The sequence below is a fragment of the Bartonella sp. AA1HLJMS genome (genome assembly GCF_042197445.1).
GTDB lineage: Bacteria > Pseudomonadota > Alphaproteobacteria > Rhizobiales > Rhizobiaceae > Bartonella.
Map to the genome: position 1 here is coordinate 22,424 of NZ_JBHIRW010000012.1, position 19,447 is coordinate 41,870.

16 protein-coding genes are annotated in these 19,447 nt (G+C 35.7%); 9 read left to right on the forward strand and 7 right to left on the reverse strand.

Features of this window, described 5'->3' with window-relative positions:
- Positions 1-1,152 precede the first annotated feature (1,152 nt).
- The 6 genes from ACFIQE_RS04930 (at position 1,153) to ACFIQE_RS04955 (ending at position 9,313) form a co-directional block, all read left to right on the forward strand.
- Positions 1,153-1,509, forward strand: coding sequence for a hypothetical protein (locus tag ACFIQE_RS04930; RefSeq protein ID WP_375678974.1), 357 nt, complete (start codon positions 1,153-1,155; stop codon positions 1,507-1,509).
- A gap of 190 nt (positions 1,510-1,699) precedes the next feature.
- A complete protein-coding gene (locus ACFIQE_RS04935) occupies positions 1,700-2,065 on the forward strand; it encodes a hypothetical protein (protein WP_375707338.1) in 366 nt (121 codons plus the stop codon).
- A gap of 208 nt (positions 2,066-2,273) precedes the next feature.
- Complete coding sequence (locus ACFIQE_RS04940; RefSeq protein ID WP_375620660.1) at positions 2,274-2,636, forward strand: hypothetical protein; 363 nt, start codon at positions 2,274-2,276, stop codon at positions 2,634-2,636.
- A 637-nt stretch (positions 2,637-3,273) separates the two neighbouring features.
- Entirely contained in the window at positions 3,274-4,671 is a 1,398-nt protein-coding gene (thrC, locus tag ACFIQE_RS04945; RefSeq protein WP_375611136.1) for a threonine synthase, read from the forward strand.
- Between the two features lie 83 nt (positions 4,672-4,754).
- Positions 4,755-6,029, forward strand: coding sequence for a M16 family metallopeptidase (locus ACFIQE_RS04950; RefSeq protein ID WP_375611135.1), 1,275 nt, complete (start codon positions 4,755-4,757; stop codon positions 6,027-6,029).
- Positions 6,030-6,427: 398 nt separating this feature from the next.
- Complete coding sequence (locus tag ACFIQE_RS04955; RefSeq protein WP_375620659.1) at positions 6,428-9,313, forward strand: EAL domain-containing protein; 2,886 nt, start codon at positions 6,428-6,430, stop codon at positions 9,311-9,313.
- Positions 9,314-9,355: 42 nt separating this feature from the next.
- Here ACFIQE_RS04955 and ACFIQE_RS04960 read toward each other — a convergent pair whose 3' ends face one another.
- Complete coding sequence (locus ACFIQE_RS04960; protein ID WP_375620658.1) at positions 9,356-9,940, reverse strand: YqgE/AlgH family protein; 585 nt, start codon at positions 9,938-9,940, stop codon at positions 9,356-9,358.
- A 71-nt stretch (positions 9,941-10,011) separates the two neighbouring features.
- Here ACFIQE_RS04960 and ACFIQE_RS04965 point away from each other — a divergent pair, with 71 nt between their 5' ends.
- Entirely contained in the window at positions 10,012-10,890 is an 879-nt protein-coding gene (locus tag ACFIQE_RS04965) for a protein-disulfide reductase DsbD domain-containing protein (protein WP_375620657.1), read from the forward strand.
- Between the two features lie 26 nt (positions 10,891-10,916).
- Here the strand turns inward: ACFIQE_RS04965 and rnhA are convergent, their stop codons facing one another.
- From rnhA to cyoE, 4 genes are all read right to left on the reverse strand, one after another.
- Positions 10,917-11,384 (reverse strand): ribonuclease HI, encoded by a 468-nt coding sequence (gene rnhA / locus ACFIQE_RS04970; protein ID WP_375620656.1) that lies wholly within the window; start codon positions 11,382-11,384, stop codon positions 10,917-10,919.
- A gap of 5 nt (positions 11,385-11,389) precedes the next feature.
- Positions 11,390-12,349, reverse strand: coding sequence for a homoserine kinase (locus ACFIQE_RS04975; RefSeq protein ID WP_375620655.1), 960 nt, complete (start codon positions 12,347-12,349; stop codon positions 11,390-11,392).
- The gene (gene ispH / locus ACFIQE_RS04980) at positions 12,349-13,404 is read right to left on the reverse strand and encodes a 4-hydroxy-3-methylbut-2-enyl diphosphate reductase (RefSeq protein WP_375707339.1); all 1,056 of its coding nucleotides are present in this window, start codon (positions 13,402-13,404) and stop codon (positions 12,349-12,351) included. Before ispH ends, ACFIQE_RS04975 begins: the two co-directional genes overlap by 1 nt.
- Positions 13,405-13,586: 182 nt before the next feature.
- Positions 13,587-14,522: a heme o synthase gene (gene cyoE, locus ACFIQE_RS04985; RefSeq protein WP_375706688.1), complete on the reverse strand. Its 936-nt coding sequence runs from the start codon at positions 14,520-14,522 to the stop codon at positions 13,587-13,589.
- 343 nt (positions 14,523-14,865) lie between these two features.
- Here cyoE and ACFIQE_RS04990 point away from each other — a divergent pair, with 343 nt between their 5' ends.
- Both ACFIQE_RS04990 and tldD read left to right on the forward strand, forming a co-directional pair.
- On the forward strand, positions 14,866-15,405 hold the full coding sequence (locus tag ACFIQE_RS04990) for an invasion associated locus B family protein (protein WP_375640316.1): 540 nt from the start codon (positions 14,866-14,868) through the stop codon (positions 15,403-15,405).
- 110 nt (positions 15,406-15,515) lie between these two features.
- Positions 15,516-16,940, forward strand: coding sequence for a metalloprotease TldD (tldD, locus tag ACFIQE_RS04995; RefSeq protein ID WP_375611127.1), 1,425 nt, complete (start codon positions 15,516-15,518; stop codon positions 16,938-16,940).
- Positions 16,941-17,447: 507 nt separating this feature from the next.
- On the opposite strand, the gene ACFIQE_RS05000 is transcribed toward tldD, so the two are convergent.
- Complete coding sequence (locus tag ACFIQE_RS05000) at positions 17,448-18,701, reverse strand: class I SAM-dependent RNA methyltransferase (protein ID WP_375620652.1); 1,254 nt, start codon at positions 18,699-18,701, stop codon at positions 17,448-17,450.
- A complete protein-coding gene (locus ACFIQE_RS05005) occupies positions 18,698-19,441 on the reverse strand; it encodes a TlyA family RNA methyltransferase (RefSeq protein WP_375620651.1) in 744 nt (247 codons plus the stop codon). The genes ACFIQE_RS05000 and ACFIQE_RS05005 overlap by 4 nt, the downstream gene beginning before the upstream one ends.
- Positions 19,442-19,447 lie beyond the last annotated feature (6 nt).

The window sequence follows — 19,447 nt, forward strand, 5'->3', positions numbered from 1 at the left end:
GCAAAAATTGTAGCAACATTAGGAGCGAGAAAAGTGTATGCCAATACCATCTTTCTTCTTTATAAACGTCAAAAATTCTGATGCCCTAAGAATTTTATATTATGGGGGCTTTATCATCATATCTATCATTGCAAAATAGGCTTGAGTACCTTGAAAACGGTTTCTTTAAAAAAGCACATAAATATGAAACATATAATCATGTTAAACAAGCGACAGAGATACCAATAGTTGCTTAAAATTTTCCGAAAGCATTTAATATACTTTTTAAATAAGCAATGAAATCAGATCTTTTCAAAAGTAATCCACTTTCTAAAAATAAAAGCGGCTTTTCAGTTTGGAAAAAAGAAAGTGTTGAAAATATTATCTAATGCTGATCTTTCGGCACTCATAAATATGTCTAAATTATATTCTTCTATACACTGCCTTGCATCATAGTAATATGCCGTTCACATTAGCGATAAAAAGATAATATCATTTATCTCTATCCAATTCGAGCTCTACTTTACACTATGAGAAAATTGTACATTTTTTAGTATCTATAACATATTATTATCTATAAGATAAATGTATATATTTAATAGTAAATTAAGAAGTATTATTCTGCTATCACAATGCAATTAAATAACCATTGAATAATAACTTAAATAATATCTATATAACACACATTATACAATAATGACTATCTATAATAAATACTATAAATAATAAAATTTTATCGTATCCATTCATATTTTAATTGTTAATAATATTTTTATAACTAAATCATAATTTTCATGTTTTCTATTATACTATCGATAATAAATAAATTTTTATATATTAAATATGTAAAAATTTTGATCAATTTTATTATCTATTAATGTATTTAAAAAATATATTAATATCGTTTTATAAAAATTATACGATAACCATATGCTGTTTTATATATAACACATAATAAAATATTCTATAAAGTTTTTAAAAATATAATTTGTAATTATTACTGTTACTTTTTTACAATAATGTTTGTAAAAAAATTATAGGTATATTTTTATATGTATTTTTATTATTGACTAAAAATACATATTGAACTATATGACTTGTATATAGTGTGAGATACATAAACATTATGTATATTTCTTACATATATAAATTAAAAATATTTGAGGTAAAGTTATGGTAAAAATATTTAAAAATTATATTTTAAGCATTTTTATAGCGAGCACTTTTTTTATTTCACAAACTGTAAATGTTAATGCAAACTATTTGAAAAACGATACTCCAAAAGAGGAACTTTCTGTTTTCCCAATGGAACAAGTAAAATATGCGAAATCCGATGTAGTTTCTACGACTGCTTTCTATGCTCCGTCTGTAAATTATCAAACAGAACATGGAACAATAGGTGAAGGAAAATTTGAAAAGGTCGTTGAGCCTATGACTATAGGAATGGGGCTATTGTTTACTGGATATGCAATGAGCTTTATAGGATCGATAATAAGTTGGATAAAGGACATAGTATTGATGTTCAAGTAATTCAATCTATTGTAGAAATATAGAATACATATCTTAATTATGTTATTATTAATTATTATAAATTTATTACATAATGAAGCTTCTATTTCTCTTACTATAACTATAAATTCTGTAAATTACATCCAAAAATCCAAAGTGTAATTTATATACACACATATATATATTGAATACTATAAAGTATTTGAGGTAAATGATGATTAATTTTTTTAACAATAATATATTAATTATTTCTATGATATCTGTTTTTTACATTTCACAGACTGTAAGTGTACATGCCAACTATTTGCAAAACAATATTCATCGTGAGAATATTTTTATTTCTGTAACAGAACAGAACAGAAAGGATGCAATCAGTACGATTGCTCTCTATACACAAAATCTAAATCGTCGTATGGAAAATGAAATTACCGTCGAAGGAAAATTTGAAAAGGTTGTTGAACCTCTTACACTCGGGGCTTTTGGTATGGGGATGGCACTTGGATATGCATCAAGTACGATAGGCATGTTTTTAGGATGGATAATAAGTAAAATAATATTGTATTTTAAATCTCGTTAAAATTGAAATTTCATCAGAATAAGACCTTCTCATATGAAATATAAACTATGAACATATTCTGTGTTTATCCATTGTTGATGATAAAACTAATGAATTATCACACTAAGAGTGAAAAAAGCTTTAAATGCTTCTGTTTCTCTCAATGTGCACTAATTCTGCCGATGCATCTATTCAATTCAGATTAAAATAAAAGTATTGGTGGTAAACTATGATTAAAGTATTGAAAACTTACGTATTAAATATTTTTATAGCAGTTGCTTTTTTGCTTTCACAAGTTATAAATGTTCACGCCAATCATTTGAAAAATGATACTCAATGGGAAACTGTCTCTCTAATAGAACAAGGAAAGAAAAAAGCTATCGATATAGCTGCTCTTTATGTCCCAAGTTTCACTCATAGAGCAAAAAGTGAATCTGCCTTTGAAGGAAAATTTGAGAAAGTGTTTGAACCAATTACGCTAGGAGTTTTTTCTACAGTAGGAGCTTTGGGTTTTGGATTCTTGACTGGATCTGTTATGGCCATATTTAGTGGGATAATCGGATGGGCAATAGGAAAAATTAAAGGCAAATAATTCAAAGATACTTAGTTATTTTTTTCTATTTAAAATGAAAATACTTTACAGCCTGCTTCCCATCATTTAGCAGGCTGTTGTATGTTTTCTATGGATAACCTTTAGGTTACCATACTGTATAGCACAAATATAATATCTATTATTATACAAAGTAATAAATTAAGCTAAAAAAGATTATTCAAAGTATAGATTTGCGCACGAAATGCCATAAAATTACCTTATAAATCTTCCAATGTGAGTCATGAGATGTATCATTTTAACATTTCATTTAGTAGATTTAATTGTTACAGAGTACTAAGAGCATAAAATAACTATGAATGATTGATTTTTATACAAAAGTTCTTCAGTAAATACTATTCTATCTATTTAATTTTATTATTTAAGAAGGTGTACAAGTGAAGATACGTTGTAAAATCTAAGTGAATGAATAATAGAGAGAAAATTTTTGACTGTAACAGATTTTCTGTGAACATTTGGCGTTTATATCTCAAAAATAAAAATGCTTAAGGCTATTTCCTTTCATTATTGAGTTAAAAAGAAGAAAAGAAGCTCTATCCATTTAATAATTTAAATATTATGAAAAACGTGAAATAAATAACTTCACCAATTTGCCAGAAATAAAAAAAGGATAAGACTTATGGAATATATCAGCACGAGAGGTGAAGCTCCTGCTTTAAGCTTTACGGAAACAATCATGACAGGGTTGGCAAGCGATGGGGGACTTTATTTGCCAGATAAATTTCCTCAGCTATCATTTGATGCGTTACGAGCACTTCGTGGTCAGTCCTATACAACAATTGCTAAAACTATTCTGTGGCCCTTTGTGAATAACGAAATCGAATATACAGCTTTTGAAAATATGATCGCTGAATCTTATGCGACCTTTCACCATCCAGCAATCTGTCCGTTACGACAAACTGGAGCAGATGAATTTATCCTTGAACTCTTTCATGGTCCTACTTTAGCTTTTAAAGATGTAGCAATGCAGTTTCTTTCTCGACTGATGGATTATGTTTTGACTGAAAAAAATAGATGTGCAACGATTATTGCTGCAACATCAGGTGATACAGGAGGAGCTGCGATACAAGCTTTTGCTGGAAAAGAACACTCAGATATTTTTATTTTATTTCCTAAAGGACGTGTATCGCCTGTTCAACAACGGCAAATGACAACCAATCATTGTTCCAATGTTCATGCCATTGCCATTGAAGGAAATTTTGATGATTGCCAAGCTCTTGTCAAAGCAATGTTTAATGACCACAATTTTCGTAAAAAAAGAGCACTTTCAGGTGTTAATTCTATAAATTGGGCGCGTATCATGGCGCAAATTGTTTACTATTTTTCATCTGCACTTTCTTTAGGAGCACCTGATAGAGCTGTTTCATTTACTGTTCCTACTGGAAATTTTGGTGATATTTTCGCAGGTTATGTCGCAGCCCGTATGGGATTACCCATTGCTCAACTGGTCATCGCAACGAATGATAACGACATCCTTGTACGTACATTGACCAGTGGTACTTACGAAACACAACCAATAGTCCATACAACATCACCTTCTATGGATATTCAGGTCTCTTCTAATTTTGAACGTTTGCTCTTTGAAAGTGGCAATCGTGATCCAATGTGGATTCGCAATGCAATGGAAAACTTGAAAAAAACGGGGCTCTTTACTCTTGATGAAAAGCAACTCAAAAATATTCGTTCCCTATTTTCCGCTGGAAAAAGCAACATGGCTGCAACAGCTCAAACAATTGATAGTGTCTATAAGGAAAGTGGCTATCTTGTTGATCCACATACAGCGGTCGCTCTTCAAGTAGCGCGTGAAAACAAAAAACCGCATATTCCAATGATCGTTCTTGCCACGGCTCATCCAGCTAAATTTCCTGATACTATTAAAAGCGCTTGTGGCCTTCATGCTCCATGGCCATCTCATCTCAATGATGTAATGAAACACGAAGAACATTTTATAAATCTTGCTAATGATGAAAAAATAGTAAAAGATTATATTTCTTTAAAATCGCGTGCATCTTATTAAAGTTAGCTGCATTAATTTAAATCAAGAATATTCTGATACCCTTACAATGAGGTGTTTAGCTTATTTAATGGAGTTGTAGATACATGGATGTAGATATATGTCGCCTTAGTAATGGTTTGACTATCGCCACACATACAATGCAACAAATTGATAGTGTTGCTCTCGGAATATGGGTTAAAGTGGGCTCACGCAATGAAACCTCCACACAGCATGGTATTGCTCATCTTCTTGAGCATATGGCTTTTAAAGGAACCGAAAACCGTACTGCTTTTCAAATTGCAACCGATATTGAAGATGTTGGCGGTGAAATCAATGCTACAACCAGTATTGAAACAACAGCTTACTTTGCACGTGTACTTAAAAGTGATATCCCACTTGCTATAGACATTTTAGCCGATATTTTAATGCATTCAAAATTTGACGACGATGAACTAGAACGAGAAAAACAAGTAATCTTTCAGGAAATTGGTGCTGCCCATGACACTCCTGATGATATTGTTTTTGATCACTTTACAGAAACAGCCTTTCGTCATCAATCCCTTGGACGCTCTATTTTAGGAACAGCTAAAACTATTCAATCATTTACATCTACTGATCTCCATGATTTCATCAATAAACAATATAGTGCAGATCGTATGATTGTCGTTGCTGCAGGAGCTGTAAAGCACGAAAGTTTCTTGCGAGAAGTTGAAAGTCGTCTTGGTACTTTTCGCTCCCATTCAACCGCACCTCTTACTAATCTTGCAAATTATGTCGGTGGCGACTTTCGTGAATATCGCGATTTAATGGATACACAAGTTGTTCTAGGGTTTGAAGGGCGTGCTTATCACGCGCGTGATTTTTATGCAGCCCAAATTCTTTCAATCATTCTTGGTGGTGGTATGTCTTCACGTCTTTTTCAAGAGGTAAGAGAGAAACGTGGATTATGCTATTCTATTTATGCTTTTCATTGGGGATTTTCAGATACTGGGCTTTTTGGTGTTCACGCAGCTACCGGACAAGAAGGGCTCAAAGAACTTATTCCTGTGATTCTTGATGAACTTTCCAAGGTCAGCAAAAATATTCACGCCAACGAACTGCAACGAGCACAAACGCAATATCGTGCAAATCTGACAATGTCACAGGAAAATCCCTCTAGTCAAGCACATCTCATTGCTCGCCAAATACTCCTTTATGGTCGACCAATTCCAATATCGGAAACAATTGAACGCCTCAATCTCATCACTCCTAAAAGATTAACTGATTTAGCACATCGTCTTTTTACAAACTCCACTCCAACACTAACTGCTGTCGGACCTGTAGGACCCCTTATAAATTTTGATGATTTAACGTCAACTCTTTCATACAAGCTAAAGTAAAAACTTCTTTTCAATGCAACATCACAATAACGTCACATATTTTATCATAAAATTTACCACAAAAGCTCTCCTCATTAAATAAGTTTTGGAAATATTGGGCAAATAGGCGTACAAAACTACCCAATTCATACTTCATGTGATAAAGATTCTAATAAGTGAAGGTATATCCGTGAAATCTGAAAATTCATGGTTTAACTTTGCACTTTTAAAATATAAAACTTCATTCGCTTCAGGTTCCATTGAAGCAAATGGGTGTGTGGTCTATTTGTATATAAAATCACATAACTTAAGAAAAAGTGATAACAATTTATTATGTAAATAAATTATAAAAGGTGGACGTTTTTTCTCAAAAGTCGAAATGAAAATTAAACATCCTAAAATATTGAGAGTGGGACATTGTGAAGAGTTTGCGTAAAATAATTGACATCATTTTCATTGTAGTCGTTAGTTCTTTTGTCCATCTTACATCAGCACAAGCAATTGAACCAGTTAAAATTTCTTCTCAAGATGCTGCTCTTGATCTCTCAAAAGCAATTGAAATTCACCATACAAACAACTCTATTTTTCAAACAAGTACAGCACCAGGACCAGATGGTATTGTATGGCGTATTGAAGTGCAGGCAAAAAATGAAAAATTTTCCGGAAATTGGGCAGTTTTTTCTCTTGCAAATCCAACAGATGAACAAGTTGATCGTCTCATCGTTGCCCCCCATTACCGCATGGCACGTTCTGGATTTTTTTGGCCAGACCTTGGATCATCAAGGATTCAATCCATAACGCCAAGCGAAGGTTTTTCCCTCGATCGTCAACTTAGTGCAAACTCTGATATCTTTCGTATTACCCTTAACCCTGGTGCTGTTATTACATTTGTAGCCGAACTTAACTCTGCAAATCTACCGCAAATCTATTTATGGCAACCTGAAGCTTATAAAGATGCAATTAATTCTTATACGCTTTATCATGGTATTCTTCTTGGGATATCAGGTCTCTTAGCGCTTTTGTTAACTGTTCTCTTCGTCGTCCGTGGAACGGGGCTGTTTCCTGCAACAGCGGCAGTTGCTTGGGCAGTGCTTTTTTATATTGGTATTGACTTCAACTTTTTAAATAAATTCTTTGCAGTTACACTCACAACCCAACCAATCTGGCGTGCTGGTACAGAAGTAGCACTTACTGCTACACTCTTCATTTTTCTTTTTACCTATCTCAGCCTTAACCGCTGGCATTATCATTTTAGTTACGGTGCTATCGCTTGGACCATTGCGTTTTGCAGTCTAGGAGCCTTTGCTATTTACGATCCCATCAGAGCAGCTGGAATTGCGCGTTTGTCTTTTGGCCTTACCGCTGTGCTTGGTATAATATTAATCATCTATTTCTCAATCAGAAGCTATGACCGCGCCATTATGCTTATTCCAACATGGTTGCTCATTAGCTTTTGGTGTGTTGGAGCCTATACCTGCATAGCTGGACATTTAAACAATGATATTATCCAGCCAGCATTAGCAGGGGGATTAGTGCTCATTGTTCTTCTCATAAGCTTTACTGTCCTGCAACAAACTTTTTCTAATGACGCTTTCCATGAAGGAATATTTTCCGACCTTGAACAACAAGTACTCGCAGCAAAGGGAGCTGGAAATATTATTTGGGATTGGAATATTGAGCGTGATCGTATTGTTGTACATCCAAACATGGCAACCCTTTTTGGTACTGAAATTCATAACCTCAATGGACCTATGCGCAACTGGATTTCAGCCTTGCACCATGATGATCGTGAACGCTTTCAAGCCGTATTGGATATCATTCTTAAAAATAAAAAAGGGCGCATTGATCAAATTTTTCGGCTTTCTTCCGGTGGTGGTTATTATCATTGGTTTTCTCTTCGTGCACGTCCGGCTATGCAAAAAGATGGAAAAATCACACGTGTCATTGGAACCATTGTCAATATTACTAACCATAAAAAATCCGAAGAACGCTTATTGCATGATGCAATCCACGACAGCTTAACTGGACTTCCTAACCAACAAATTTTCTTTGATAGACTACAAAATTATACCTCTTTAGCGAAAGCAAATATCAAAATTAGACCGACTGTCTTTATGATTGATTTTGACAATTTTCGCCAAATTAATCGCAAATTAGGCATAGCAGTTGGGGATACTGTACTGCTTATAATCGCACGTCGTTTAAATCGTCTCATTAACTTTCAAGACACCTTATCGCGTCTTTCAGCAGACCGCTTTGCAATTATTTTACTCAGTGAAACCGAACCACAAAAAATTGCAGCATTTGCAGATCATTTGCACAAAACAATTTCAGCACCTATTTCACTTTCAGAAAATAAAATAATCCTTTCAACCTCTATCGGATTGGTTACATGGAGTGAAAGCCGATCGACGGCTAAAGATATTTTTAATGATAGTGAGTTAGCGATGATTCGCGCAAAACAAATGGGTGGGAACCATATTGAACCTTTTCGTCCTAATTTTCGCACTTTGGGTCTCGAACATAATACTCTGGAGAAAGATGTTCATTATGCCATAAAACGTAATGAGATGAAAATCCTCTACCATCCTATTCTTAATTTATCAGACGGACATATTATTGGTTTTGAAACAATTGTAGAATGGCATCACCCCACTTATGGAAATTTAAATGTCTCTGATTTCATAAAAATCGTAGAAAATGAACAAATTGTTATGGATTTGTCACAATTTATCATTGATAATGCCATTATTGATCTTATAAATGTACAAGAAAAGTTTTCCCAACAATCTTTCTTTATTTCAATTAATTTACCAAGCGCAGAAATGATTCATCCTCGTTTTATCAGTCAATTGCGTGCCGCTTTGCTTCGCCATCCGCTCCACAAAGGGCGTCTGATGATTGAAATATCTGAATTTGTCTTAAGAAATAATCCTGAACAATCAGCGCACTTTCTTGAACAAATTAAAACACTTGGAATGAATCTCGCACTCGATAATTTTGGAACAGGTTATTCGTCTCTGACCTATCTCGTACGTTATCCATTTGATATGGTTAAACTTGATCGTTCACTTATCTCAATCGACTCTCTTAAGAAGAAAATTGTTCTAAAGTCTATCATTAATATGGCAACAGATCTTAATTTGCAAATTATCGCAGAAGGTGTTGAAAATGAAAAAGAAGCAATCTTCCTCCGTCAAGAAGGCTGTAAATATGTTCAAAGTACACTTGTGACGAAACCGATTGCCATAGAAGAATTAATTACGCTCGTTCAGAGCCATTTCCCTTATAAAATAAAAACATAAGGGATAAAATAACGTGTAAAGTTAAAAAGCTTAGAAAAAACTCTACGCGTGTCCCATTTCAGAAGCAAGATAAGTTGGATCGATACCCATGCGTGTTAAACTTTTATCATACTTGCAGCTTAAATCGCTTTCAAAAAGAAAACTAGGTGATGTAGAACTGATTAGCCAACCATTTGTAGAAATTTCTGCCTCAAGTTGCCCCGCTTTCCATCCAGCATAGCCTAATGCGACCAGTGCATGTTGCGGACCTTGTTCGCAACTGATCGCTTTTAATATATCAATTGTCGCAGTAAAACAGATCTTATCTGCAATAAAAACAGTTTCTTCACAAGTATAATCATCTGAATGAAGGACAAAACCACGCGAAGGATCAACAGGACCACCATAGCGAACAGGAAACTGTTTTATTGGTTCAGAAAGACTTTTTTTTTGGCCACTGTCTATGACTCCCAAATGAAGCAAAAGCTCTGGAAAATCAATATGATGCAATTGATTAAGAATGATGCCCATCGCACCGGCATCAGAATGCGCACAAATATAAATAACAGAACGAATAAAGCGTTTGTCATTCATCCCAGGCATTGCTATGAGTAATTGTCCACCTAAAAAGCCATTACACCGCTTCATTAATCTGTTATTCTCCATAATTTACATGATAAAAGTTTGTTCATTTAGCACACTAGGAAAATAAAACTCCAATGAAAAAAAGTCGTATATTTACAAATTTACAAAATATCGCAACTTTCTTTTATAAAAAGCTTTTAGTTACTTTAAGCTTAACATTCATAGTTTTAGAATTACTTAACATTCCTGTAAATGCTCAAACAGAACAAAAACTCCAGCTTTTCGCAACATCTTGGTATGAATCAGATGGTGGTCGTATCCGATTAGCGATCACTGAACCTTCTCTTTCTGGAATAAGAGAAGGCATTATTGAAATTGAGCTTAAACCAGGATGGAAAACTTACTGGCGTAATCCAGGTAATTCTGGCATGGCACCATTTTTTAATTTCAACCAACAGATTTCTTATGAAATCTTTTATCCTACTCCACAGCTTTTTGAAACAGAAAATGATTGGTCATTAGGTTATAAAGATAAAGTAATATTGCCCTTCAATCTTTCTGGTTCAAGCAAAAATTTAAGTGGTGCTTTCACTCTTGGATTATGTAATAAAATCTGTCTTCCATTTACTATTAACTTTGATTTTTCGCCATCTGCTCTTAAAAATAAACAGCTTCCTGCTTCCTTCTTAAAAAAGGCGCAAGATTCTTTGCCCCGCATGATGCAGAATGCACTAAAAATAAGTGCCGAAAAAAATAACAGTACCCTTCTTATAAAAATACAAAATAACAACAAAACCACTCCTTCCTCTCTCTTTTTAGATGGAGGAGAAATGCAAATTGGAGCAGCAAGAAAAGTCAGTGATAACGCAGAATATACACTCTTCAGTGCTCCACTCTATTTCACACCAGAAGAAATAAACCAAAAAATTTTTTATACAATTTCTTTTAAAGATCACGCCTTAAGTGGAACATTCATATTCCATACGCAGCCAACCCCTCTTGCGTCTCCATGATAAAAGAAAAAGCTCTCAAAAAGCAATTATGCTGGAAAACGTCCATTTTCACGATATTGAGTAATTGCTTTGCGAGCAAGGGCATCTGCGCGTTCATTTTCTGGATGTCCCGCATGCCCTTTTACCCAGTGCCATCTAACTGTATGACAAGAACTAGCATCCTCAAGAGCTTGCCATAGCTCCATATTTTTAACAGGATTTTTTGATGCAGTGCGCCAATTATTCTTTTTCCAATCTTCAATCCACTTAGATATACCGTTACGTACATAAACTGAGTCTGTATAAAGATCGACCAAACAGGGCTCTTTAAGCGCCTTTAATGCACAAATTGCCGCCATGAGTTCCATTTGATTGTTTGTCGTATGGACCTTACCGCCATAAAGCTCCCGTTCATGACCATTCCAGCGTAAAATTGCCCCCCATCCTCCAATTCCAGGGTTCCCTGAGCAAGCACCATCTGTATAAATTTCAACGACTTTTTGTGGAGTTGCCATAAAATTTAAAAACCTAATTCACTTAGCGAATTTACATTACTGAAAAAACAAAGCTTGTGCCAATACTCCCATGGATCTTTCTTAATAACAAAGCTATTAGGCGGTGTATTAAACCAATCATATAGACGTGTGAGTAAGAAACGTAGAGACGCACCACGAGCTAATAAAACCATCTTGTCCAATTCTAAAGGGATCAATGGTCTTATTTTTTGATAACTTTCCAATAACTTACGTGCTTTGGTAAGATTATAGGAATGATCAGGCTCAAAGCACCAAGCATTTAAACAGATCGCTAAATCATAAGCAAAAAAGTCATTACAAGCAAAATAGAAATCTATCATCCCAGAAAGACGATGATTCACAAAAAAGACGTTATCATTAAATAGATCTGCATGAATAATGCCTATTGGTAAATTGAACGGCCAATTTTTCTGTAAAAAAGCCAATTCCAACTCAATTTTTTGTCCAAATTCTTTTAACAATGCATCTTCTTTGGTTTGACAACGTTGCCACAAGACCTTCCAATCCATAACAGAAAGAGTATTTTTACGACTAAGTGTAAAATCCTGTCCTGCTAAATGCAATTGTGCTAACCCCGTCCCCACTTCGCCACAATGATCTATATTGGGCTGGCGGATCCACTCTCCTTCCAGAAAAGTAATAATAGCGGCAGGACGTCCTGCTAATTCACAGATCATCATTCCATCATTTTGAATAACAGGTTGAGGACAAGGAATTCCACGCTGTCCTAAATGCTGCATCAAGCAACAAAAAAAAGGTAAATCATCTTTTGAAATACGCTTTTCATAAAGTGTTAAAATAAATCGCCCTTGTGTTGTCTCTAACATAAAATTAGAATTTTCAGTCCCCTCCTCTATACCTTGATAAGACAAAAGTGATCCTATTGCATAACGTGTTAAAAACACTTTTAAATCATTTGGGTGAATATCTGTATAAACGGCCATTATTCTGCTTTCGTTGTAGATATGTTTGTATTCTGATTTTCATTTTTTGCATTATTTGCTTGACCATTGACGAAAGCCATATCTTGAGACGTTAAAATGACGTCGCGTAATTCGCGACTCACTAAAAATTTTTCCGTTTCTACCGCTGTTTCAGCTAATTCTATTGTGACATCATAACGCTCACGAAATGCTGAAATAATTTCATCAATAATAATTTCAGGAGCCGAAGCCCCTGCTGAAAGACTGACAATAGAAAGAGATTTTAGGTTTTCAAAATTAATTTCATCAGCGCGCTGAACTAAAATAGCTTGCCGCGCACCAGACTTTTCGGCAACCTCTACTAAACGTCGTGAATTAGAAGAATTTGGTGCTCCAACAATCAAAAACAAATCGCTCCCCTTTGCCGCTGCTTTAACCGCATCTTGTCGATTCGTTGTAGCATAGCAAATTGACTCAGCCGCTGGGGCTGCTAATGTAGGAAAACGTTGTTGTAATATATCGATAATTCCTGCAGTATCTTCAACAGAAAGCGTTGTTTGTGTCACAAATCCTAATTTATCTGGATCATTGGGTTGATAATGCAAAGCATCTTCTATCGTTTCAATAAGCGTCACAACTCCTTCTTCAAGCTGTCCCATTGTCCCTATCACCTCAGGATGACCAGCATGACCAATCAATATAACATGACGACCATGACGTTGATGTCGTATCGCTTGTTTATGAACTTTCGAGACCAACGGACATGTTGCGTCAAGATAAAACAAATTATAGTATCGTGCTTCTTCTGAAACAGATTTTGGTACACCATGAGCAGAAAAAACAACTGGTTGATTGCGATGTTCTTCTGGAATCTCATTAAGTTCTTCGACAAAAACAGCACCCCGTTGCTGTAATCCCTCAACCACGTAGCGGTTGTGTACAATTTCATGACGGACATATACTGGAACACCATATTTTTTTAATGCAAGCAGAACAATCTGGATAGCACGATCAACCCCTGCACAAAATCCACGTGGACCACAAAGACGTATCGTTAAAGGGGGAAGTCCAGACATAAATCATCCTTAATCTCTATAGTTTTAGCTATATATTCAAACAACCTATTATTATACATGAATAAGCAATGTAAAAAAACGTGCAATATCATCTTTTACATAAGAACACACTCTATCGTGTTTTCTTACAGCATTTTCTTGAAGAAAAGCTCTTTTAAAATTTGCTCTTTCATTTTACGCAACTAAAGAGCGATAAAATACCAAACAAGAGATTCAATCAAAAGAATTCCAAAGATAGCTGCCAAATACAGTAACGAAAAGAAAAACGTTTTTTTGGCCATCAAAATAGTTTCATTATGTGTATCAGCTTTCCATAAACAATAGGCAAAATAAATAAAGATAATGCTTAAAATTGTTGAAAAAATACCATAAAAAATTCCGCCAAGACCAGTAAAGCAAGGAGCAGCAGCACACAATGCCATCAAAATAGTATAAAATAAAATCTGTTTTTTTGTTGAATGTTCACCTCGTACATTAGGCATCATAGGGATACCTGCAGCCTCATAATCAAGAGATGAAAATAAAGAAAGAGCCCAAAAGTGAGGGGGGGTCCACATAAAAATGATTAAAAATAATAAAAAGCTATCAATACTCACTGTCCCTGTTGTCACGGCCCATCCAATCATTGGTGGAAAAGCCCCAGAAGCACCACCAATAACAATATTTTGTGGTGTGATACGCTTTAACCAAATTGTATAGATAACGACATAAAAGAAAATCGTAAACGCAAGAAAAAATGCCGCAAACCAATTAATGAAGCTCCCCATAACCAATACCGAGAGCATAGAAAGAACCATGCCAAAAATAAATGCCTTTTGGGAGCTGATTTTACCCATGGGAATAGGACGCTTTTTAGTCCGTTCCATCACAGCATCAATGTCAGCATCATACCACATGTTCAGTGCTCCCGCACCACCGCCACCAGCAGCAATACATAAAATTGCTAAAAAACCATACCACGGATTGATAGGAACAGGCGATACAAGCAAACCAACCAGAGCCGTAAAGACCACAAGAGACATAACACGTGGCTTTAATAATGTGATGTAATCACCAATACCGGATTTTGGTGGCGTTGATTTATCATTCACAACCGATAACTCTTCTGAAACTGACATTCCACTCAAAACCCTTTTCCATTTCTGTCATTCACAAACCCAATATTATCTGACAAATATTATCTAGCGTATGGAAATAACCCATTAAGACCAATCGTATTTTTGAGAAAATATGAAATATCTCTTTCGCACGTATCCCCTAAAAGTAAATGGAAATATTGGCAATAAAAATACATTTTTTCAATCAACGTTCTCTCCACATTACAAATGTATCATAAAAATATATCATATGAATTAATATATTTGGGTAAATACTGATTTTGTGTTATAGTTTTTTATAGGGAATTCATTTTTTATGTAAATCTATGCACGGTTGTGGGTGTTGAGTCGGATAGGATTTTCTGTGATACTTTATAAATTACTCAAAAAAACTTTTTTTATTGGTGCTGTTCTTTACACACTTTATAGTAGTTTTATCAGTCATGCATTTGCACAAACACCCTATGCACAAGATGTTCCTGCTCCGCAAACCTATGGTGCATGGACAAAAGTGTGTTCTCTACCACCAGGTACACCTAACATGCAGTGTGAAATTGTACAAAACGTTCACACACAAGGGCGTCAAGATATTACCTTGCGCGTTACATTTTATAAACTTCCTCAAAAGCAAGGTGCTTTGATGCGTGTTTTTGTTCCGATTCGCGTTGAATTACGTCCTGGCGTTGGAATTAAAATTGACGATAAAAATATGGGCAGAATGGAATATCGTCGTTGTCTTGGTGATAATTGTGTTGCTGAAGCCTTTCTTAAAGAAGACATATTGCAGCTCTTTTTAAAAGGAAAAATGGCAACCTATTTTATCTTTACAACTCCTGAACAAGGGATTGGAGGTTTTGTTGACCTTCATGGTCTTGGCGACGCCTATGCAACCTTACCGACATGAATGAAATCAATACATTTTAAACAATCAAAATCTCATCGTATATTTTGAAAGATTCTTAAAATTAGATTGATAAAAATCTTCGAAGCCCCCATAAAAATAGGATAATTCTTATGAAATCGCTGATTGATCATTTTGATATTGCTTCCTCTAAAGTGCAATCACTTATACAGGAAACACTTCATCATGCTGATGATGGTGAGCTTTACCTTGAGTATACAGAAAGCGAAGCTCTTTTATTTGATAATGGACAGCTTAAAAACGGCTCATTTCATCAAGATATGGGATTTGGACTACGCGTTGTTGCTGGAGAGGCTACTGGATATGCTCACTCTAGTGAGTTATCAGCTGCTGCACTCAAACGTGCCAGTGAAGCTGCTAAAGCTGTTACCTATAATAATCATGCAGGGACTTATAGCATAGCACCTCAACAAACAAACAAAAGGCTTTATCAACCGCATAATCCCCTTGATGCTCCATCATTTGAAGAAAAAAGTGCTCTTTTGCAAAAAATTGATGCCTATTTACGTGCTAAAAATGATAAATTGCATCAGGTGACTGTTTCTCTTTCCGGCTCGCTACAACATGTTGAAATTTTACGTGCAGATGGTTATTTGGTTCGTGATATTCGTCCCCTTGTGCGACTTTCTATATCTGTGGTCGCAGCTGAAGGCAATCGTCGTGAAAATGGTTTTTATGGATGTGGAGGGAGACAAGCATTTAACCAATTTATTCATGAAGACAATTGGAAAAAAGCCGCGGATGAAGCCTTACGTATGGCTTTAACAAATTTAGAAGCAGAAGCAGCACCTGCTGGATCTTTTGATGTTGTCTTAGCTAACGGATGGCCTGGTGTTATGCTCCATGAAGCCGTAGGTCATGGTTTAGAAGGTGACTTTAACCGTAAAAAAACATCGGCTTTTGCTGGACTTTTAGGACAACAAGTTGCAGCAAAAGGTGTTACAGTTGTTGATGATGGAACAATTCCACAATGCCGTGGCTCTCTCACTGTCGATGATGAGGGGACCCCTTCAGGATATAACGTTCTCATTGAAGATGGAAAACTCGTTGGTTTTATGCAAGACAGGCTTAATGCACGGCTTATGGGAGGTAAATCAACTGGAAATGGACGGCGTGAATCTTATGCTTATGCACCAATGCCACGAATGACCAATACAATCATGCTAGGAGGAGATAAAACACCTGAAGAAATCCTTTCTTCACTTAAAAGTGGTATCTATGCTGTTTCATTTGGTGGAGGACAAGTTGATATTACTTCCGGAAAATTCGTCTTTGAATGTACTGAAGCATACCGAGTAGAAAATGGCAAAATTTGTGCACCAATCAAAGGTGCAACTCTTATTGGAAATGGACCGGATGCTATGAAACGTATCACAATGATTGGTAATGATAGTAAACTAGACAATGGTATTGGTATGTGCGGAAAAGCAGGGCAAAATGTCCCTGTTGGTGTTGGTCAACCTCATCTTCGAATCAATAATATGACAATCGGTGGAACTGCGCTTATAGAGGAATAAGCTTGCTCATTCCTTCCCAGTATTGCCTCCTTCTCGTCTATTACGACCATTTTGTGAGGGGGAGATTACAATGAATTGATTTATAAAGATAATCTAGCGTTATTCATATTGTATTAGAACCTTGAATACCGCAAGATTCTCTCATTTTAAATCTGTGTCTGTTGGATCAATCAAAATCATTCGTTTATACGTTACAGGCGGGGAGAGTTATATGGATAAAAACTGTACAAGAAAAGACTAAAGATTCCTCTTATGGGGCGTCTCAAGTGCCAAGAGTTTTAAGAAACATTAGGGGATGGCAAATATAACGACGGCACAGGCTTATTCAGACACATCTTTTTCGTAAGATATTAGTCTTTTGTGTGGGGTAACTTGTCTTTTATATTCATAATAAAAAAGACTTTCTACATTTAGTGCTCTTAAATCAACGAGAAAAAGGTTATTATTATAGATAAATTTTGGAGAGATTTTATAATAATACTCAGGTAAACTTTTAAAAAAATTAGGCTAAAGTTTCCAACCTTTCTTTTTTTTCTTTTTGCTCAAAACAGCAACAATTTCGACATGTGGTGACCATAAAAATTGATCAATCGGTATGATTTTTTCTACTGTATACCCCCCTGCAACAAGAAGAGATAAATCACGAGCAAATGTAGTAGGATTACAAGAAATTGCCACAACACGTGATACTATAGTCTTCGCTAATTCACGTACTTGTTGCTCTGCACCAGCACGGGGAGGATCAAAAACAACACTCTCAAAACATTCAAGTTCCTTTACAGAAAGGGGATGTCGGAAAAGATCACGTTTTTCACAAGTGACCGTTTTTAAACCAGTCGCAAAACGTGCTGCTGTATTTAGATTTCTTAATGCATCTTCATTATTTTCTACTGCATGAACATTCATCTTTTTTGCCATACGCAAGGTAAATGTTCCTACCCCTGAAAACAAATCAACAGCATTCTTTGCTTTTTTTAAATGAGTCAAAATAATATTGCCCATTATATTTTCAGCTTCACAAGTTGCTTGCAGAAAACCACCAGAAGGAAATTCAACACGGACATCTCCAAAGTAAATCTCTGGTTTTTCTCGTTCAACCAAAACTTCACCGTCAACAGATAAACGTATAATCCCATATGAAAGAGCAGCACTGATCATTCTCTGACGAAGTGATTCATGGTGTATAATGCAACCGCTTAAAGCAACATCTAAACCATTTTCAACACATGTTATCGTAACATGAAACCGTTTGGCAGAGCTCTTTAGAAAAGCACAGAGCTCTCTGATATTATGCAACTGAGAAATAAGCTCTGGACGGCTTACTGGGCATTCCTCAAGAGCTACAATCTCATGAGAGAGATAACGGTTAAAACCAACTTTTTGCCCCTGTGGGGTCATGGATGCTGTTAGAGTAATCCGCCGTCGGCTATAAGGTTTACATTCTATTAAAGGCGCAACAACATTATTAAGTCCATACTTTTTAAGCGCCTCAACAACCAATTGTTGTTTCCATACGCGATAAGCATCCATATGCCAATGCTGAAGAGTACACCCTCCACATTCTCCAAAATGCTGACAAAGAGTATCAATGCGTTCTGATGATTTTTCTTTTAATGTTATATATGTTGCATATTTTCCATGAACAGTAATTTCAGCACACTCTCCTGGTAAAGTAAAAGGAACAGAAACGAAGCCGTGAGACGTCTTAGCAATACCATAACCATTTGCTCCGATATGATCGATTATGACATTGTCATTCACTCTTGTTTTTCTCCGAATAGTAAATATTCCACGTTGCCATCACCACCTGTAATAGGGGAAGAAATTAAACCTTTTGCACTCCACCCTGTTTGTATATTTAACCAAACAAAAAGCGCCTCAGCAGTTTCTTTAGCACTTGATGGACTTAATATTCCTCCCTTACTAAAGTGTTTACGACCAACCTCAAACTGAGGCTTTACCAGTAAAACAGCTTGGGCACCCTTCTTGGCTAAAGACAACACGGGAGGCAATGCAAGTTTGAGCGAAATAAAGCTAACATCTGAAACGATAAGATCAATTTCTCGCCCACCTAAATGTTCCTGTTTAAAATCTCTGACATTCAAGCCTTCTAATAACGTTATAGCACTGTTGCCCAATAAACGTTTATCAAATTGATGATGCCCAACATCAACGGCAATGACATGATCTGCTCCACGCTCTAAGAGAACTTGCGTAAAACCACCTGTTGATGCACCAACATCAATGGCTGTCACTTTATCTGTTATAATTGGAAATGCATCAAGTGCAGCAATCAATTTTAACGCTGCCCGAGAAACATAATTCTGCGCTGGATCACAAACGGTAATCTCTGCATCGTCAAAAACGATTTGCCCAGCTTTAAAAACGATTTCTCCGTTAACTTTAACAGTTTGGCGCATAATTGCATCACGTGCGCGTGAACGTGTCGTAAAAAAGTTTTTTTCAACTAAAAGAATATCGAGTCTTTTTCTGGAAGCCATCTCATA

What these genes read in the sequence shown, in the direction of transcription:
- ACFIQE_RS04930 (WP_375678974.1), top strand. Translation starts at nt 1,153, where the DNA reads ATGGTAAAAATATTTAAAAATTATATTTTAAGCATTTTTATAGCGAGC.
- ACFIQE_RS04935 (WP_375707338.1), top strand. Translation starts at nt 1,700, where the DNA reads ATGATGATTAATTTTTTTAACAATAATATATTAATTATTTCTATGATA.
- ACFIQE_RS04940 (WP_375620660.1), top strand. Translation starts at nt 2,274, where the DNA reads ATGATTAAAGTATTGAAAACTTACGTATTAAATATTTTTATAGCAGTT.
- thrC (WP_375611136.1), top strand. Translation starts at nt 3,274, where the DNA reads ATGGAATATATCAGCACGAGAGGTGAAGCTCCTGCTTTAAGCTTTACG.
- ACFIQE_RS04950 (WP_375611135.1), top strand. Translation starts at nt 4,755, where the DNA reads ATGGATGTAGATATATGTCGCCTTAGTAATGGTTTGACTATCGCCACA.
- ACFIQE_RS04960 (WP_375620658.1), bottom strand. Translation starts at nt 9,940, where the DNA reads ATGAAGCGGTGTAATGGCTTTTTAGGTGGACAATTACTCATAGCAATG.
- ACFIQE_RS04965 (WP_375620657.1), top strand. Translation starts at nt 10,012, where the DNA reads ATGAAAAAAAGTCGTATATTTACAAATTTACAAAATATCGCAACTTTC.
- rnhA (WP_375620656.1), bottom strand. Translation starts at nt 11,384, where the DNA reads ATGGCAACTCCACAAAAAGTCGTTGAAATTTATACAGATGGTGCTTGC.
- ACFIQE_RS04975 (WP_375620655.1), bottom strand. Translation starts at nt 12,349, where the DNA reads ATGGCCGTTTATACAGATATTCACCCAAATGATTTAAAAGTGTTTTTA.
- ispH (WP_375707339.1), bottom strand. Translation starts at nt 13,404, where the DNA reads ATGTCTGGACTTCCCCCTTTAACGATACGTCTTTGTGGTCCACGTGGA.
- cyoE (WP_375706688.1), bottom strand. Translation starts at nt 14,522, where the DNA reads ATGTCAGTTTCAGAAGAGTTATCGGTTGTGAATGATAAATCAACGCCA.
- tldD (WP_375611127.1), top strand. Translation starts at nt 15,516, where the DNA reads ATGAAATCGCTGATTGATCATTTTGATATTGCTTCCTCTAAAGTGCAA.
- ACFIQE_RS05005 (WP_375620651.1), bottom strand. Translation starts at nt 19,441, where the DNA reads ATGGCTTCCAGAAAAAGACTCGATATTCTTTTAGTTGAAAAAAACTTT.